General features: G+C 69.7%; 12 protein-coding genes. 3 read left to right on the top strand and 9 right to left on the bottom strand.

Going from position 1 to position 13,607, the window contains the following annotated elements:
* Positions 1 to 82: 82 nt before the first annotated feature.
* Positions 83 to 1,768: a methyl-accepting chemotaxis protein gene (locus BLW17_RS05160; RefSeq protein ID WP_036732607.1), complete on the top strand. Its 1,686-nt coding sequence runs from the start codon at positions 83 to 85 to the stop codon at positions 1,766 to 1,768.
* Between the two features lie 97 nt (positions 1,769 to 1,865).
* Here the strand turns inward: BLW17_RS05160 and pheT are convergent, their stop codons facing one another.
* From pheT to BLW17_RS05185, 5 genes are all read right to left on the bottom strand, one after another.
* Positions 1,866 to 4,271, bottom strand: a complete 2,406-nt coding sequence (pheT, locus tag BLW17_RS05165; protein ID WP_036732609.1) for a phenylalanine--tRNA ligase subunit beta — start codon at positions 4,269 to 4,271, stop codon at positions 1,866 to 1,868.
* A 13-nt stretch (positions 4,272 to 4,284) separates the two neighbouring features.
* The gene (locus tag BLW17_RS17680; RefSeq protein ID WP_139305911.1) at positions 4,285 to 4,899 is read right to left on the bottom strand and encodes a hypothetical protein; all 615 of its coding nucleotides are present in this window, start codon (positions 4,897 to 4,899) and stop codon (positions 4,285 to 4,287) included.
* Positions 4,896 to 5,981, bottom strand: coding sequence for a phenylalanine--tRNA ligase subunit alpha (pheS, locus tag BLW17_RS05175; RefSeq protein WP_036709871.1), 1,086 nt, complete (start codon positions 5,979 to 5,981; stop codon positions 4,896 to 4,898). Before pheS ends, BLW17_RS17680 begins: the two co-directional genes overlap by 4 nt.
* 70 nt (positions 5,982 to 6,051) lie before the next feature.
* Positions 6,052 to 7,155 (bottom strand): calcium:cation antiporter, encoded by a 1,104-nt coding sequence (locus BLW17_RS05180; RefSeq protein WP_139305912.1) that lies wholly within the window; start codon positions 7,153 to 7,155, stop codon positions 6,052 to 6,054.
* A gap of 49 nt (positions 7,156 to 7,204) precedes the next feature.
* Positions 7,205 to 8,563 (bottom strand): cytochrome P450, encoded by a 1,359-nt coding sequence (locus BLW17_RS05185; RefSeq protein WP_036732614.1) that lies wholly within the window; start codon positions 8,561 to 8,563, stop codon positions 7,205 to 7,207.
* Positions 8,564 to 8,756: 193 nt separating this feature from the next.
* Between BLW17_RS05185 and BLW17_RS05190 the strand changes: the two genes are divergently transcribed.
* On the top strand, positions 8,757 to 10,166 hold the full coding sequence (locus BLW17_RS05190; RefSeq protein WP_197055268.1) for an alanine/glycine:cation symporter family protein: 1,410 nt from the start codon (positions 8,757 to 8,759) through the stop codon (positions 10,164 to 10,166).
* Between the two features lie 112 nt (positions 10,167 to 10,278).
* On the opposite strand, the gene rplT is transcribed toward BLW17_RS05190, so the two are convergent.
* The 4 genes from rplT to pyk form a co-directional block, all read right to left on the bottom strand.
* Positions 10,279 to 10,638, bottom strand: a complete 360-nt coding sequence (gene rplT, locus BLW17_RS05195) for a 50S ribosomal protein L20 (protein WP_036711548.1) — start codon at positions 10,636 to 10,638, stop codon at positions 10,279 to 10,281.
* Positions 10,639 to 10,653: 15 nt separating this feature from the next.
* Positions 10,654 to 10,854, bottom strand: coding sequence for a 50S ribosomal protein L35 (gene rpmI / locus BLW17_RS05200; protein WP_036711551.1), 201 nt, complete (start codon positions 10,852 to 10,854; stop codon positions 10,654 to 10,656).
* A gap of 169 nt (positions 10,855 to 11,023) precedes the next feature.
* Positions 11,024 to 11,248 (bottom strand): hypothetical protein, encoded by a 225-nt coding sequence (locus tag BLW17_RS05205; protein ID WP_036711554.1) that lies wholly within the window; start codon positions 11,246 to 11,248, stop codon positions 11,024 to 11,026.
* A gap of 34 nt (positions 11,249 to 11,282) precedes the next feature.
* Positions 11,283 to 12,731 (bottom strand): pyruvate kinase, encoded by a 1,449-nt coding sequence (pyk, locus tag BLW17_RS05210; protein ID WP_036711556.1) that lies wholly within the window; start codon positions 12,729 to 12,731, stop codon positions 11,283 to 11,285.
* Positions 12,732 to 12,834: 103 nt separating this feature from the next.
* Between pyk and BLW17_RS05215 the strand changes: the two genes are divergently transcribed.
* Positions 12,835 to 13,602 carry an N-formylglutamate amidohydrolase gene (locus BLW17_RS05215; protein WP_036732617.1) on the top strand — a complete coding sequence of 256 codons (768 nt, stop codon included), beginning with the start codon at positions 12,835 to 12,837 and terminating at the stop codon, positions 13,600 to 13,602.
* The last annotated feature ends 5 nt before the right edge of the window (positions 13,603 to 13,607 follow it).

The raw sequence follows: 13,607 nt of genomic DNA on the forward strand, positions 1-13,607 counted from the left end.
GGATCAACGCACTAGCTCTGCTAACCGAATCTCAAGGGTTAGCGCCTAGCCTTCAGGGCAGCGCGATTCGTTTGAGGTTCCCATGTCCACCCAGGCCTTCACCCACCCCGACCTTACCCAGGCCATGACGGCCATCGAAGCGGTGCAGTCGGTGATCTGCTTCACCGCCGAGGGCATCATCACGGCGGTCAACGACAACTACCTGCGGCTTTCGGGCTATGAGCGAGCCGAGCTGATCGGCCAGCCACTGTCCCGGATGATCGACCCCCGCGACATGCAGAGCGCCATGCAGGCCGATTTCTGGTCCCAGATCCGCGCCGGCATCCCGCAGAAGGGAGAGTACCGCCGCATCACCAAGTCCGGCGAACCCTTCTGGATCGCGGCGGTCTGCACGCCGATCAAGGACGAGCGCGGCATCGTCACGCACGTGGCGGCCTTCGGCACCGACATCACCGCCGCCAAGCGCGAGGCGGATCTCTCGACCGCCAAGTTCCAGGCCCTCAGCCGCACCCAGGCGGTGATCGAGTTCACCCCAAGTGGCGACATCCTCGACGCGAACGAGAACTTCCTCGCCGCGCTCGGCTATAGGCTCAGCGACATCAAGGGCCGCCACCACCGGATGTTCATGCCGCCGGCGGACGCCAACCGGCCCGAATACCGCGACTTCTGGGACAAGCTGGCCAGCGGGGGGTCGCACAGCGGCGAGTTCCGGCGGGTGCGCAGCGACGGCACCGACATCTGGATCCTTGGCAGCTACGTCGCGGTGATGGACACCAACGGCAAGGTCGCCTCGGTCATCAAGATGGCCCTCGACGTGACCGAGCGGAAGATCTTCATGAACGAGCTCATCGCCGGGATGGGCCATGTGAAGGAGGGCAACCTGACCCACAGGGTCAGCGTCGCGGCGGGCAGCACCTTCCGGCCGGTCGCCGACATGTTCAACGAGACCACGACCGAGCTCGAGGACATGATCTCCGAGGTGCGCAACCGGGCCGGGGTGATGAACGACGAGGCGGTGCAGATCGCCCGCGGCGCCGGCGACCTCGCCCGGCGGGGTGAGACCCAGGCCGCCTCGCTCGAGCAGACGGCGGCGGCGGTCGAGGAGATCTCGGGCAACATCACCATGACCAGCCAGTCCGCGCAGCAGGCCGACGCCGCCGCCCGCGAGGCGCTGGCGGTGGTGCTCAAGGGGGCGGCCGTGGTGTCCGACGCCATCGCCGCGATCGAGCGGATCGACGAGCACACCAAGCAGATGGGCGAGTTCACCCGCGTCATCGAGGGCTTCGCCTTCCAGACCAACCTACTGTCGATCAACGCGGCGGTCGAGGCGGCGCGCGCGGGTGAGGTCGGGCGCGGCTTTGCGGTCGTCGCCAACGAGGTCCGCAACCTCGCGCAGCAGTCGGCCAAGGCCTCGCAGAACATCGCCGACCTGATCGGCAAGAGCGAGACCGAGGTGAAGGCCGGGGTGCGGCTCGCGCGTGACGCGGGCGTATCGCTGAACCAGATCCAGACCGCGGTCGGCGGGGTGGTCGAGAACATCACCGGCATCGCCCACGCGACCTCCGAGCAGTCGACCGGGGTGCGCGAGGTCTCGTCGGCGCTCGCCCAGCTCGACAGCGTGAACCAGGCGAACCTCTCGATGTCCGAGCAGTACGCGGCCGCGGCCGCGGCGCTCTCGTCGCAGGTCGAAGAGCTGGGGCGGATGATGGACCGCTTCCACACCGCGGTGGACGTCCCGGCCAAGGGCGCGGTCCGGCGCGTGGCCTGATGTGACGCGGCCGGGGCCTCTCGAGGAGGCCCCGGCCTTTCACTTGACGACAGCGCCGCTCAACCCTCGCGCGGCCCTAAGGAGCGCGCGGGGGTCGTCACCCGCGCAGGGTTCCGCCGGTGGCCTTGGCGACCTTCTCGACGATGCGGGCCGAGACGGCTTCGAGGTCGGCCTCGGTCAGCGTCCGGTCCCGCGGCTGCAGCCGGGCGGTGATCGCCACCGATTTCTTGCCCGGCCCCATCTGCGCCTCGGCGCGCTCGCCGCGGAACTCGTCGAAGACCGCGACCCGGGCGATCAGTGCCTTGTCGGCCCCCTGCGCCGCATTGACGATCGCCGCCGCCTCGACCCGCTCGTCCACCACGAAGGCGAAGTCGCGGTCCACCGGCTGCAGGTCGCTCGTCCCGAGGGCCGGGCGGGTGGGGGTGCGGGTCTTCGGCAGCGGCACGTTCGCGAGCTGCACGGTGAACGCGACCGCCGGTCCCTTGACGTCGAACTGGCGCAGGACCCGCGGATGCAGCTCGCCGAAGGTCGCCAGCCGGTTGGGGCCAAGCTGGATGTTGCCCGCCCGGCCGGGGTGCCACCAGCCGTCGAGCTTGCGGTCGATCTGCGCCCGCGCCGGGGCGCCGACGGCGGCCAGGATCGCCTCGGCGTCGGCCTTGGCATCGAAGGCATCGACCAGGCGGCGGCTGCCGAAGGGATCGCGCGGGGCGCTCGCCCCGACCAGAAGGCCGGAGAGCTGCACCGCCTGCTCGCCCGGCTCGCCGCCCGAGAACACCGGGCCGATCTCGAAGAGCGCGAGGTCCAGGAACCCGCGCGCCTGGTTGCGCGCCGCGGCGGCCAGCAGACCGGGCAGCAGGTCGGGACGCAGATGCGTCATTTCCGAGCTGATCGGGTTCTCGATCCGCACCGCCGCCCCGCCGCCGCCGAACAGCCGCGCGGCGCCCTCGTCGATGAAGCTGTAGGTCACGCACTCGTTGTAGCCGAGCGCCGCCGCGGTCCGCCGCGCCGCACCTTCCCGGCGCTGGAGCGGCGTCAGCACCGGCTGCGGCACACCGGCGCGCGGACGCGGCAGCGGCTGGCCCTCGAGCCGGCTGAGCGAGGCGATGCGGGCGATCTCTTCGACCAGGTCGGCCTCGCCCTGGACGTCCGGGCGCCACGAGGGCACCGACGCCATGTCGCCGTCGAGCACGAACCCGAGCGATTCCAGCGTCCTGCGCTGCTCGTCCTCGGGGATGTCCATCCCCACCAGCCGCTGCGTCCGCGCCGGGTCCAGCCGGTAGGCGCGGGCGGTGTCGGGGGCGGCGCCGGCCTCGACCACATGGCCCGGCTCGCCGCCACAGAGGTCGAGGATCAGCTGCGTCGCCAGTTCCAGCCCGTCGCGGGTGAAGGCCGGGTCCACCCCGCGCTCGAAGCGGTAGCGGGCGTCCGAGTTGATGCGCAGCGCCCGCCCGGTCGCCGCGATCCCGATCGGCTGCCAGTAGGCGCTTTCAAGGAACACGTCCGTGGTCGCCTCGGTCACGCCCGAGGCCTCGCCGCCCATGATCCCGGCGAGGCTTTCGGGGCCGTTGTCGTCGGCGATGACCAGATCGCCCGGCCGCAGCGCATAGGTCTTGCCGTCGAGCGCGAGCAGGCTCTCGCCCTCGGCCGCGCCGCGCACCACCAGATCGCCCGCGACCTTGCCCGCGTCGAAGACGTGCAGCGGCCGGTTGAGGTCGAACGTGAACAGGTTGGTGATGTCCACCAGCGCCGAAATCGGCCGCAGCCCAATGGCGCGCAGCCGCTGCTGCAGCCAGGCGGGCGAGGGGCCGTTGGTCACGCCGCGGATCAGCCGACCGGTGAAATGCGGCGCCCGCTCGGCGACGTCCGCGGCGATGCGGACCCGCGGGGTGCTGTCGAAGCGGCCCTCGACCGGCGTCACCGCCAGCGGCTTGAGCGTCCCGAGCCCGCGCGCCGCCAGGTCGCGGGCGACGCCGCGGATGCCCAGCGCGTCGGGGCGGTTGGGGGTGATCTTGATCTCGATCACCGGGTCGATCCTGTCGGGCGCGTTGGCGGCCAGCCAGTCGGTGAAGCGGTCCCCGACCTCGCCGGACGGCAGCTCAATGATGCCGTCGTGTTCGTCGCTGAGTTCCAGCTCGCGTTCCGAGGCCATCATCCCGTGGCTCTCAACGCCGCGGATCTTGCCGACGCCCAGCGTGGTGTCGATGCCGGGCACGTAGTCGCCGGGCTTGGCGAGCACGACGGTGATCCCCGCCCGCGCATTCGGCGCGCCGCAGACGATCTGCTTCTCGCCCTCGTCGGTCATCACCCGGCAGACCCGCAGCCGGTCGGCGTCGGGGTGCTGTTCGGCGTGGATCACCCTGGCGAGGGTGAAGGGCGCGAGCCGGGCGGCGGGATCGTGGATGTCCTCGACCTCGAGCCCGAGGTCGGTCAGGGCGTCGGCGATCTCGGCGACGGAGGCCGTGGTGTCGAGGTGGTCACGGAGCCAGGAGAGGGTGAGTTTCATGAGTTTTCTACCGTTACCGATTTGCGATCCAAGTTAATAGCCCACCGCCACCTAGAAGCAGGATAACCGTAGTTGACTCATAAGCAAATCTGAACCTCAACTCTTTCGTCGCCAGTTGCCCCAGCAACTTGGCTTGCAATTCAAGTTCGAGGCTCTGCCCGCCCTCGATGTCCATACTGTCAGCCTGCTCGAAGCACCGAAAGACAGCCATTATCGGCATGAAGTGAAGGCAAATTACGGTATACAAGATAACCTTTGTCACTAAATTAACCGAACTCGGCAACGCTGCGATGGTTGCTGTCAAAGTAAGTGTCAGCGAGAGAACCACTAACAACGCGGCAGCTTTTGTTTCAACTTTTTTTAAAGTACCCAAAAGAACTTCGTGAGCACCAGGACTCAACGCGCCAGCGACGGCCCTAGTCACATTTCCTTTAAGATGCGCGTATGATTGAAGCCGCTCTGGCAATAAATATATCCGTCTATCGCTGTCCCGTTTCAAGATTTCCATATAAACCCATTGCAGCAATACCGCAGATATCCCGCAGTAGCCAGACAGATTTCCAGTGACAGCTAGCGAAAATAATATAGCAATCAGCGCAAGGCTCTGGATGACATCATCTGCCGTCACCTACTCAACCCCCCGCTCACCGACGGCACATCCCCAGCCGCAAACCCATAATGCCGCAGCCACCGCAAGTCGCTCTCGAAGAACGCCCGCAGGTCGGGAATCCCGTATTTCAGCATCGCGATCCGGTCGATCCCCATGCCGAACGCAAACCCCTGCCATTCCGCAGGGTCCACGCCCGCCGCGGCCAGCACCTTGGGATGCACCATCCCCGACCCGAGGATCTCGAGCCACGAGTCCCCCTCGCCGATCTTCAGCACCCCGCCGGACCAGTCGCAGCGGATGTCGACCTCGGCCGAGGGCTCGGTGAAGGGGAAATGCGAGGCGCGGAAGCGCAGCTCGACCGAGGGCACCTCGAAGAACGCGCGGCAGAACTCTTCCAGCGTCCATTTCAGGTTCGCCATCGAGATGTCGCGCCCGATCGCCAGCCCCTCGACCTGATGGAACATCGGCGTGTGGGTCTGGTCCATGTCCATGCGATAGACGCGGCCCGGCGCGATCACGCGGATCGGCGCGCCCTGGGCCTGCATCGCCCGGATCTGCACCGGCGAGGTGTGCGTGCGCAGCACGTGCGGCGGGCGGGTGTCGCCCTCGGCGCGCGCCATGAAGAAGGTGTCGTGCTCCTGCCGGGCGGGATGCTCGGGCGGGATGTTCAGCGCGTCGAAGTTGAACCAGTCGCTTTCCACCTGCGGCCCCTCGGCCACGGCAAAGCCCATGTCGGCGAAGATTGCGGTCACCTCGTCCATCACCTGGCTGACGGGGTGGATCGTCCCTGCGGGCCGGGGGCGGCCGGGCAGGGTCACGTCCAGCCACTCACCCGCCAGCCGCGCGTCCAGCGCCGCATCCTCGAGCGCCGTCTTGCGGGCGCGCAGTGCGGCGTCGATCTCGTCCTTGACGCGGTTCAGCGCGGCGCCGCGGGTCTGCCGCTCCTCCGGGGTCATCCGGCCCAGCTCGCGCATCATCAGCGCGACCTCGCCCTTCTTGCCCAGCGCGGCGAGCCGCACCTCCTCGAGCGCCGGGGCGTCCGGGGCCTCGGCCACGCGGGAAAGCCAGCTTGCGCGCAGGGCGTCGGGATCGAGGGTCATGGCGGTCTCCGTGAATGCGGGCGCGGTCTAGCACGGTGGCGCGGGCCGGGAAAGCCGGGGCCGCACCGGCTCAGGGGGCAAAGATCAGCGCGATATAGGCGGCGAAGATGACCAGATGCACCGCGCCGTGCAGGACGTTGGTGCGGCGCGCGCCGAAGGTCTGGATCGCGGCCAGCAGCGAGAGCGCCAGCACCACCTGCTGCGCGGGCGGCAGGCCCAGCACCACCGCCTGCCCGGTGAAGACCCCGATGGCGAGCACCGCCGGCACCGTCATGCCGATGGTCGAGAGCGCCGCACCCAAGAGCAGGTTCACCGCGCGCTGCAGGCGGTTCCGCAGCGCCGCGCGGACCGCGCTCAACCCCTCGGCGGCCAGCACGATGGTCGCGATCACCACGCCGCCCAGCGCCGAGGGCAGGCCGACCGCGCCGATGCCGTGATCGACGAGCTTCGCCAGCGGCTTCGACAGCAGCACGATGGGGATCAGCGTCGCCAGCAGCAGCCCGACATGGACGAGGGTGGGGTACTCGGCATGGCGCTCGTCGCCGATGTCCGGCTCTTCCGGCTCGACGAAGAAGCCACGGTGGCGGACGGTCTGGATCGACAGGAACACGCCGTAGAGCGCCAGCGTCACGATCAGGAAGAACAGCGACTGGAACTCGGAAAAGCTCGGGGCGAAGGTCGAGGTGGTGTAGGCCGGCAGCACCAGCGAGAGCACCGCGAAGGGCACGATCACGATCAGGAACGACCCCGCGCCGGCGAAATTGTAGTTCTGCTCGCCGAACCGCAGCGCCCCGAGCAACAGCGACAGGCCGACGAGGCCGTTGAGCACGATCATCAGCACCGCGAACATCGTGTCGCGCGCCAGCGTCGGCGAGCCCTCTCCCGACAGCATGACCGAGGCGATCAGCGCCACCTCGATCGAGACTACGGCGAGGGTCAGGATCAGCGTGCCGAAGGGCTCGCCCAGGCGCTCGGCCACCGCCTCGGCGTGGCGGACGACCCCGGCGGCGCCCCAGATCATGGCGCCGAAGAGGATGATGAAGCTGAGCACCATCCCCGCCCCGCCCGGCATCATCGCGCCGAGGGGCGACCGTTCCAGCAGCAGCGCGACCAGCACGGCGATCAGCGGGCGTTCCTGCCAGACCTTGTTCATCATGTCGTGCCCTGCCCCCATCGCCGCCGTCCTTCAGCAGATAGGCGCTGCACCGGGTCGGCCGCAACCGTCAGCGCGGCGTGGCGCGCAACCAGACCCCGCCGTGCGGGCGCAGGGTGAGGATCATCCGCGGCACCGGCGCAAGGCCGGGGACGAGGTCGAACCGGAACCGCGCGAACAGCGTGGCGAGGATGATCGCCGCCTCCTGCAGCGCGAAATTGGCGCCGATGCAGATGCGCGGGCCGCCGCCGAAGGGCAGGAAGGCGAAGCGGTCACGCTCGACCCCCGGCGCGAAGCGGTCGGGGTCGAAGGCGTCGGGGTCGTCCCAGAGCAGCCGGTGGCGGTGCAGCGCATAGATCGGCAGCATCACCGTGTCGCCCGGCCGCACCTCGCGCCCGCCCAGCGTGTCGGCCACCCGCGCGGTGCGCGACAGGAACGCCGCCGGCGGATAGAGGCGCAGGGATTCCTGCACGATCTGCTGGACATAGGGTAGCCGCGGCAGGTCGGCGGCCGTCACCCGGTCCAGCTCCGAGACCTCTTCGGCCGCGCGCGCCTGCACGTCGGGGTCAAAGGCGCAGAGATAGAGCGCCCACGCCAGCGTCAGGGCGGTCGTCTCGTGCCCGGCGACGATGAAGGTCAGCAGGTTGTCGCGCAGCTCGGAGGGGTTCATCCGCCGCCCCGTCTCGGGGTCCACCCCCGCACGCAGCAGGTCGAGCAGGTCCGGCGGCAGCCGCGGCCCGCGCCGGGCGCGCTCGGCAATCGCCCGGTCGGCGAGCTTCTTGGTCCGCCGCAGCGCGCCGCCGGCAAACAGCCGCCCCGGCCGCGGCACCCAGGGCGCCGCGCCCATCACGTCGAGCAGAGACACCCGCGCGGTCGAGGCGATATAGCGCTCGATGGCGTGGTGCACGGCGTCGCGGTCGAAGCCCTCGTCACCGGAAAAGGTCACGTCGCTGATGACGTCGAAGGTGGCGGCGACCATCTCGGCAAAGGCGTCGAAGGGCTGGGAGGCCGCGGCGATGCGCGCCGCCGAGGCCTCGGCCGCGGCGGTCATCACCGGCCCCAGCGCCTCGACATGGCGGGCGGCAAAGGCGGGGGCGGCCGCCAGCCGCTGCCAGCGCCACTGGGCGCCCTCGGCGATGAACAGGCTGTCGCCGATGGCGGGCTCAAGGATCAGCCGCGTCACGGTGGACTTGGGATAGTCCTCGACCCGGTCCTTCAGCACCCGGCGCAGGGCATCCGGGTCCATGACCATATGCCAGCGGATGCCGAGCGTGCCCGACACCATCGGCTGCCGGACCGCCAGCTCGGGGATCAGCTCGAGCACGTTGCGCCGCGCAGTCATCGCCGACCCGAGGATGCCGAGCGGTCGGCGCGCCAAGGGCACGCGCGCCGGATAGCGGTCGGTCGTGGAGGGGGATGCGCCGGTCATGGTCCCCGAACGCGACGGAGGCCGCCGCGGTTCGGCCGCCGCGGCCCCTCCCTCACCCCGCGTCTTTCTTGCAGAAATATCCTGGGGTGAGCCGCGCCCCGCGCGGCGAGGGGCAAAGCCCCTTTCGCCCCGGGCCCCGTTGCATCCCCCGGCGCCATGTCACAGGTTGGTCATCATGCCGTGAGGACCCCCGATGATCGACTCCGCCATCAATTTCATGAACGACATTTTCTGGGGTTACGTCCTCATCTACGGTCTGCTCGCGGTGGGCGTGTATTTCACCCTCCGCCTGCGCTTCATCCAGTTCGTGCACTTCCCCGAGATGTTCCGCTGCCTCCTCGGTCGCACCAACCGCGACCCGGACGGCATCTCGCCGTTCCAGGCGCTGTCGGTCAGCCTCGCCAGCCGCGTCGGCACCGGCAACATCGCCGGGGTCGCGGTGGCGATCACGCTGGGCGGGCCGGGGGCGATCTTCTGGATGTGGATGGTGGCGCTGGTCGGCATGGCCACGGCCTATGCGGAATCGACGCTGGCGCAGCTTTACAAGGTCCACGGCCCGCACGGGATGTATCGCGGCGGCCCGGCCTTCTACATCGCCCGCGGGCTCAGGCTGCGCTGGCTGGCGGCGCTCTTCTCGGTGGCACTGATCCTGTCCTTCGGGCTGGTGTTCGAGGCGGTGCAGGCCAACTCGATCGCCGAGGCGTGGGTGACCTTCGGCGTGCCGCGCTGGGTCACCGGGGTGGCGCTCGCCGCGGTGACGGCGGCGATCATCTTCGGCGGCATCCCGCAGATCGCCCGGGCGGCCGAGCTGATCGTGCCGTTCATGGCCGGCGCCTATCTGCTGGCCGCGATCTGGGTCTTCGCCACCCATCTGCCGCTGGTGCCGGGCGTGCTGGCCCATATCGTCAAGCAGGCGCTGGGGCTCGAGCCGGTGGTCGGCGGCGTCGCCGGCAGCCTGGCCGCGGCGATGCTGAACGGCGTCAAGCGCGGGCTCTTCTCGAACGAGGCCGGCATGGGCTCGGCCCCGAACATCGCCGCGGTGGCGCGGCCCGACCCGCACCACCCCTCGGCGCAGGGCTTCGTGCAGGCGCTGGGCGTCTTTATCGACACCATCCTCGTCTGCACGGCGACGGCGGTAATGATCCTGCTCTCGGGCGCGATCCCCTCGGCCGAGCTGACCGGCGTCGCCCTGACGCAGGCCGCGCTGGGCGAGCATTTCGGCCAGTGGGGGCTCTATTTCGTCGCCGTGGCGATCCTGTTCTTCGCCTTCACCTCGATCATCGGCAACTACGCCTATGCCGAGAACGCGGTGGTGTTCCTCGGCGGCGGCGACCTCGGGATCCTGATGCTGCGCGTCGCGGTGCTGGGGATGGTGATCTGGGGCGCGTTGCAGGCGGTGGGCACCGTGTTCAACTTTGCCGATGCCTCGATGGGGCTGATGGCGACGATCAACCTCGTCGCCATCGTCGCGCTGTCGGGCGTGGTGGTGAAGTTGACCCGCGACTACGCCGCCCAGCGGCGGATGGGACGCGAGCCGCGGTTCCACATCGCCGCCCACCCCGACCTCGCCGGCCGCGGCGTGGACGAGACGATCTGGCGCTGAGCGCCAGACGTCCGCGTCCGACGAGGCGAACCCCGGCGAGGCCCAACCCCGACAAAGCAAAAGGCCCGCCGATCCGGCGGGCCTTCTTTTCTGTCTCGGTGATCGCTGCGGCTCAGGCCGCGGCTTTGGCCTGGGCGACGATCGCCTCGAACGCCTCGGGCTCGTGGACGGCCAGATCGGCCAGCACCTTGCGGTCCACCTCGATCCCCGCCTTCGCCAGCGCGGCGATGAAGCGCGAATAGGTGAACTCGGCGTCGATGGCGCGGACGCCGGCGTTGATGCGCTGGATCCACAGGGCGCGGAAGTTGCGCTTGCGGACCTTGCGGTCGCGGGTGGCGTACTGGTTGGCCTTGTCGACGGCCTGCGTCGCGGTGCGGAAGTTGCGCGAGCGGTTGCCATAGTAGCCCTTGGCGGCGTCAAGGACCTTCTTGTGGCGGGCGTGGGTGACCTTGCCGGATTTGACTCGGGACATCTGTTGTTACCTCGATCAGCGGTCGTAGGGCATGTATTTCTTGACGATCTTCGCGTCCGCGTCGGACAGGATCATCGTCCCCGTCGCTTCGCGGATGAATTTCGTCGAGCGCTTGATCATCCCGTGGCGCTTGCCCGCGGGGCCGGCCTTGACCTTGCCCGAGGCCGTCATCGAGAACCGCTTCTTGGCGGCCGATTTGGTCTTCATCTTCGGCATTTTCGTCTCCTTGTCAGAGTGAACGTGCGACTCGGCAATGCCAATCGGCCGGCCGCACGGGACGTGTCGAAGCGCGCCTGATACAGAGGCAGGGGGGCGATGGCAACCCCAAACGGCCACCCGCAAACGGGTCGCCGCAGGCCTCGGGGCGCTCAGCCCCGGCGCGGGGTCAGAGCCGGATCTGCCCGCCCAGCAGCCGCTGCCAGGCAAGGCCGAGGTCCTGCACCCGGAACGGGGTCGGGTCGATCCACGCCCCGGCAAACAGCGCCGCCACCCCGAAGACGAAGGCGATGGCCGCGCCGCGCGGCGGCTCGGTCCGCGCCAGCGCGGCAAGGGCAAGGACAAGCGAAACCGCCATCAGCGCGGTGCCGGTGAGGATCAGGATATCGGACATTCAGGCCACCGCGCTGCGTTTCTTCGCCCGCGCTTTAGTCCGGGTCGGTGCGGGAAATCAACAGCTCGTCGCACGACGCGACCCGCAGAATGTTGGTCGATCCCGCAGTGTTGAACGGAACCCCCGCCATGACGATGATCCGCTGGGTGGCGTCGGCGAAGCCGAAGCTGCGCGCCGCGCCGACGGCGTTCACCACCGCCTGCTTGAACCGCTCGAGCACCGGCGTCAGCACGCAATGCGCCCCCCAGATCAGGCACATCCGCCTGAGCACCGGCAGCTCGGACGACATGGCGATGATCGGCACCCGCGGCCGCTCGCGCGCGGCCAGCCGCACCGTGGTCGAGGACTGGGTATAGGCGCAGATCGCGGCGATGTCGGTCGTCTCGGCGATCTCGCGCGCGGCGACCGCGATGGCGTCGGCCACCGTCTCGCGGTTCGCGGTCGAGCGCGAGCTGTCGATGACGGTGCGATAGGTCGGGTCGTCCTCGACCGAGCGCGCGACGTTGTCCATCGTCGAGACCGCCTCGACCGGATAGCGCCCGGCGGCGCTTTCGGCCGACAGCATCACCGCGTCCGCGCCCTCATAGATCGCCGTCGCCACGTCCGAGACCTCGGCCCGCGTCGGCATCGGGCTTTCGATCATCGACTCGAGCATCTGGGTGGCCACGATCACCGGCTTGGCTGCCTGCCGGCAGGTCCGCACCAGCCGCTTCTGGATCGGCGGGACCGAGTGGACCGGCAGCTCCACCCCCAGGTCGCCACGCGCGACCATGATCCCGTCCGAGACCTTGAGGATCTCGGCGAAGCAGTCGACCGCCGCGGGCTTCTCGATCTTGGACAGGATCGCCGCCCGTCCGCGGGCCAGCGCCCGCGCCTCGATCACGTCCTCGGGCCGCTGCACGAACGAGAGCGCCAGCCAGTCCGCCCCCAGCTCGCACGCGAACTCGAGATCGGCGCGGTCCTTCTCGGACAGCGCCGCCAGCGGCAGCACCACGTCCGGCACGTTGACCCCCTTGCGGTTCGAGATCGTGCCCCCGACCGTCACCACGCAGTCGGCGAAGTCGGGGCCGCAGTCCTGCACCCGCAGCCGGATCTTGCCGTCGTTCACCAGCAGCCGCGCGCCGGGTTGCAGCGCGGCGAAGATCTCGGGGTGGGGCAACTGCACCCGGCGCCCGTCGCCCTCGGTCGGGTCGAGGTCGAAGCGGAAGCTGTCCCCCTCTTCAAGCTCATGCGCCCCGGCGGCGAACACCCCGACCCTGAGCTTCGGCCCCTGCAGGTCGGCGAGCACCCCGATCGGGCGCCCCGTCTCGGCCTCGACGGCGCGGATCACGTCGTAGCGCGCCTTCTGCTCGGCGTGCGTCCCGTGGCTCATGTTGAGGCGGAAGACGTCGGCCCCGGCGGCGAACAGCGCCCGAATCACCTCGATGTCCGAGGAGGACGGGCCAAGCGTCGCCACGATCTTCACGTTCCGGTGCCGTCTCATCCTGCCCTCATCGTCTTCGCCGTCCATCGGCAAAATGTTTGCGCTATCGTTAACCCGGAACCGGCTTTGCGATCAACCGGCGCGGCGGCTATATCCCGTCGCCATGCCCACTCCCGCGTCGACCGACCCCGACCCCCATCCCCCCGTCCATGTCGAAGGCGCGGACCGCCCGTCGCGCTGGCTCGTCACCTGCGACCACGCGACCAACCGGGTGCCCGACTGGGTGAACGGCGGCGACCTGGGGATCGCGGCCGAGGACATGGCCCGCCACATCGCCTGGGACGTGGGCGCGCTGGGGGTGGCGCGGGCGCTCGGGCAACGGCTCGACGCGCCGGTGGTCTGGTCGGACTTCTCGCGCCTCGTCATCGACCCGAACCGCGGCGAGGACGACCCGACGCTGCTCATGCGCCTCTATGACGGCACGGTGATCCCCGCCAACCGCGGGGCGGACGCGGCCGAGCGGGACCGTCGGCTGGCCCGGCTCTACCGCCCCTACCACGACGCGCTGGCGGGGCTGGCCGCGGCGCACCCGGCGCGGGCGATCTGCGCGGTGCACAGCTTCACCCCCCAGCTCGCCGGCCGGCCGCCGCGGCCCTGGGCGGTCGGCATCCTCTATTCCCACCGCGACGAGCGGCTGGGGCCGGCGATGGTGCGGGCCTGCCGGGCGCAGGGGTGGGTGACGGGCGACAATCAGCCCTACAGCGGCCACCTCGACGGCGATTCCATCGACCGGCACGCGCTGGCGCAGGGGCGGCCGAACGTGCTGATCGAGGTGCGCAACGACCTGATCCGCGACGCGGCGGGCCAGCAGCTCTGGTCCGACCGCCTCGCCCCGGTGCTCGAGCAGGTGCTGGCCGACGCCGGGCTCTAGGCCCC

Source organism: Paracoccus sanguinis, assembly GCF_900106665.1.
Classification (GTDB): Bacteria; Pseudomonadota; Alphaproteobacteria; order Rhodobacterales; family Rhodobacteraceae; genus Paracoccus; species Paracoccus panacisoli.

Bases quoted from the DNA above. Each gene is read 5' to 3' on its own strand.
- BLW17_RS05190 (WP_197055268.1), top strand. From the start codon at position 8,757: ATGATCGACTCCGCCATCAATTTCATGAACGACATTTTCTGGGGTTAC.
- BLW17_RS05205 (WP_036711554.1), bottom strand. From the start codon at position 11,248: ATGTCCGATATCCTGATCCTCACCGGCACCGCGCTGATGGCGGTTTCG.
- BLW17_RS05215 (WP_036732617.1), top strand. From the start codon at position 12,835: ATGCCCACTCCCGCGTCGACCGACCCCGACCCCCATCCCCCCGTCCAT.
- rplT (WP_036711548.1), bottom strand. From the start codon at position 10,638: ATGTCCCGAGTCAAATCCGGCAAGGTCACCCACGCCCGCCACAAGAAG.
- pheS (WP_036709871.1), bottom strand. From the start codon at position 5,981: ATGACCCTCGATCCCGACGCCCTGCGCGCAAGCTGGCTTTCCCGCGTG.
- pyk (WP_036711556.1), bottom strand. From the start codon at position 12,731: ATGAGACGGCACCGGAACGTGAAGATCGTGGCGACGCTTGGCCCGTCC.
- BLW17_RS05185 (WP_036732614.1), bottom strand. From the start codon at position 8,563: ATGACCGGCGCATCCCCCTCCACGACCGACCGCTATCCGGCGCGCGTG.
- pheT (WP_036732609.1), bottom strand. From the start codon at position 4,271: ATGAAACTCACCCTCTCCTGGCTCCGTGACCACCTCGACACCACGGCC.
- BLW17_RS05180 (WP_139305912.1), bottom strand. From the start codon at position 7,155: ATGGGGGCAGGGCACGACATGATGAACAAGGTCTGGCAGGAACGCCCG.
- rpmI (WP_036711551.1), bottom strand. From the start codon at position 10,854: ATGCCGAAGATGAAGACCAAATCGGCCGCCAAGAAGCGGTTCTCGATG.
- BLW17_RS05160 (WP_036732607.1), top strand. From the start codon at position 83: ATGTCCACCCAGGCCTTCACCCACCCCGACCTTACCCAGGCCATGACG.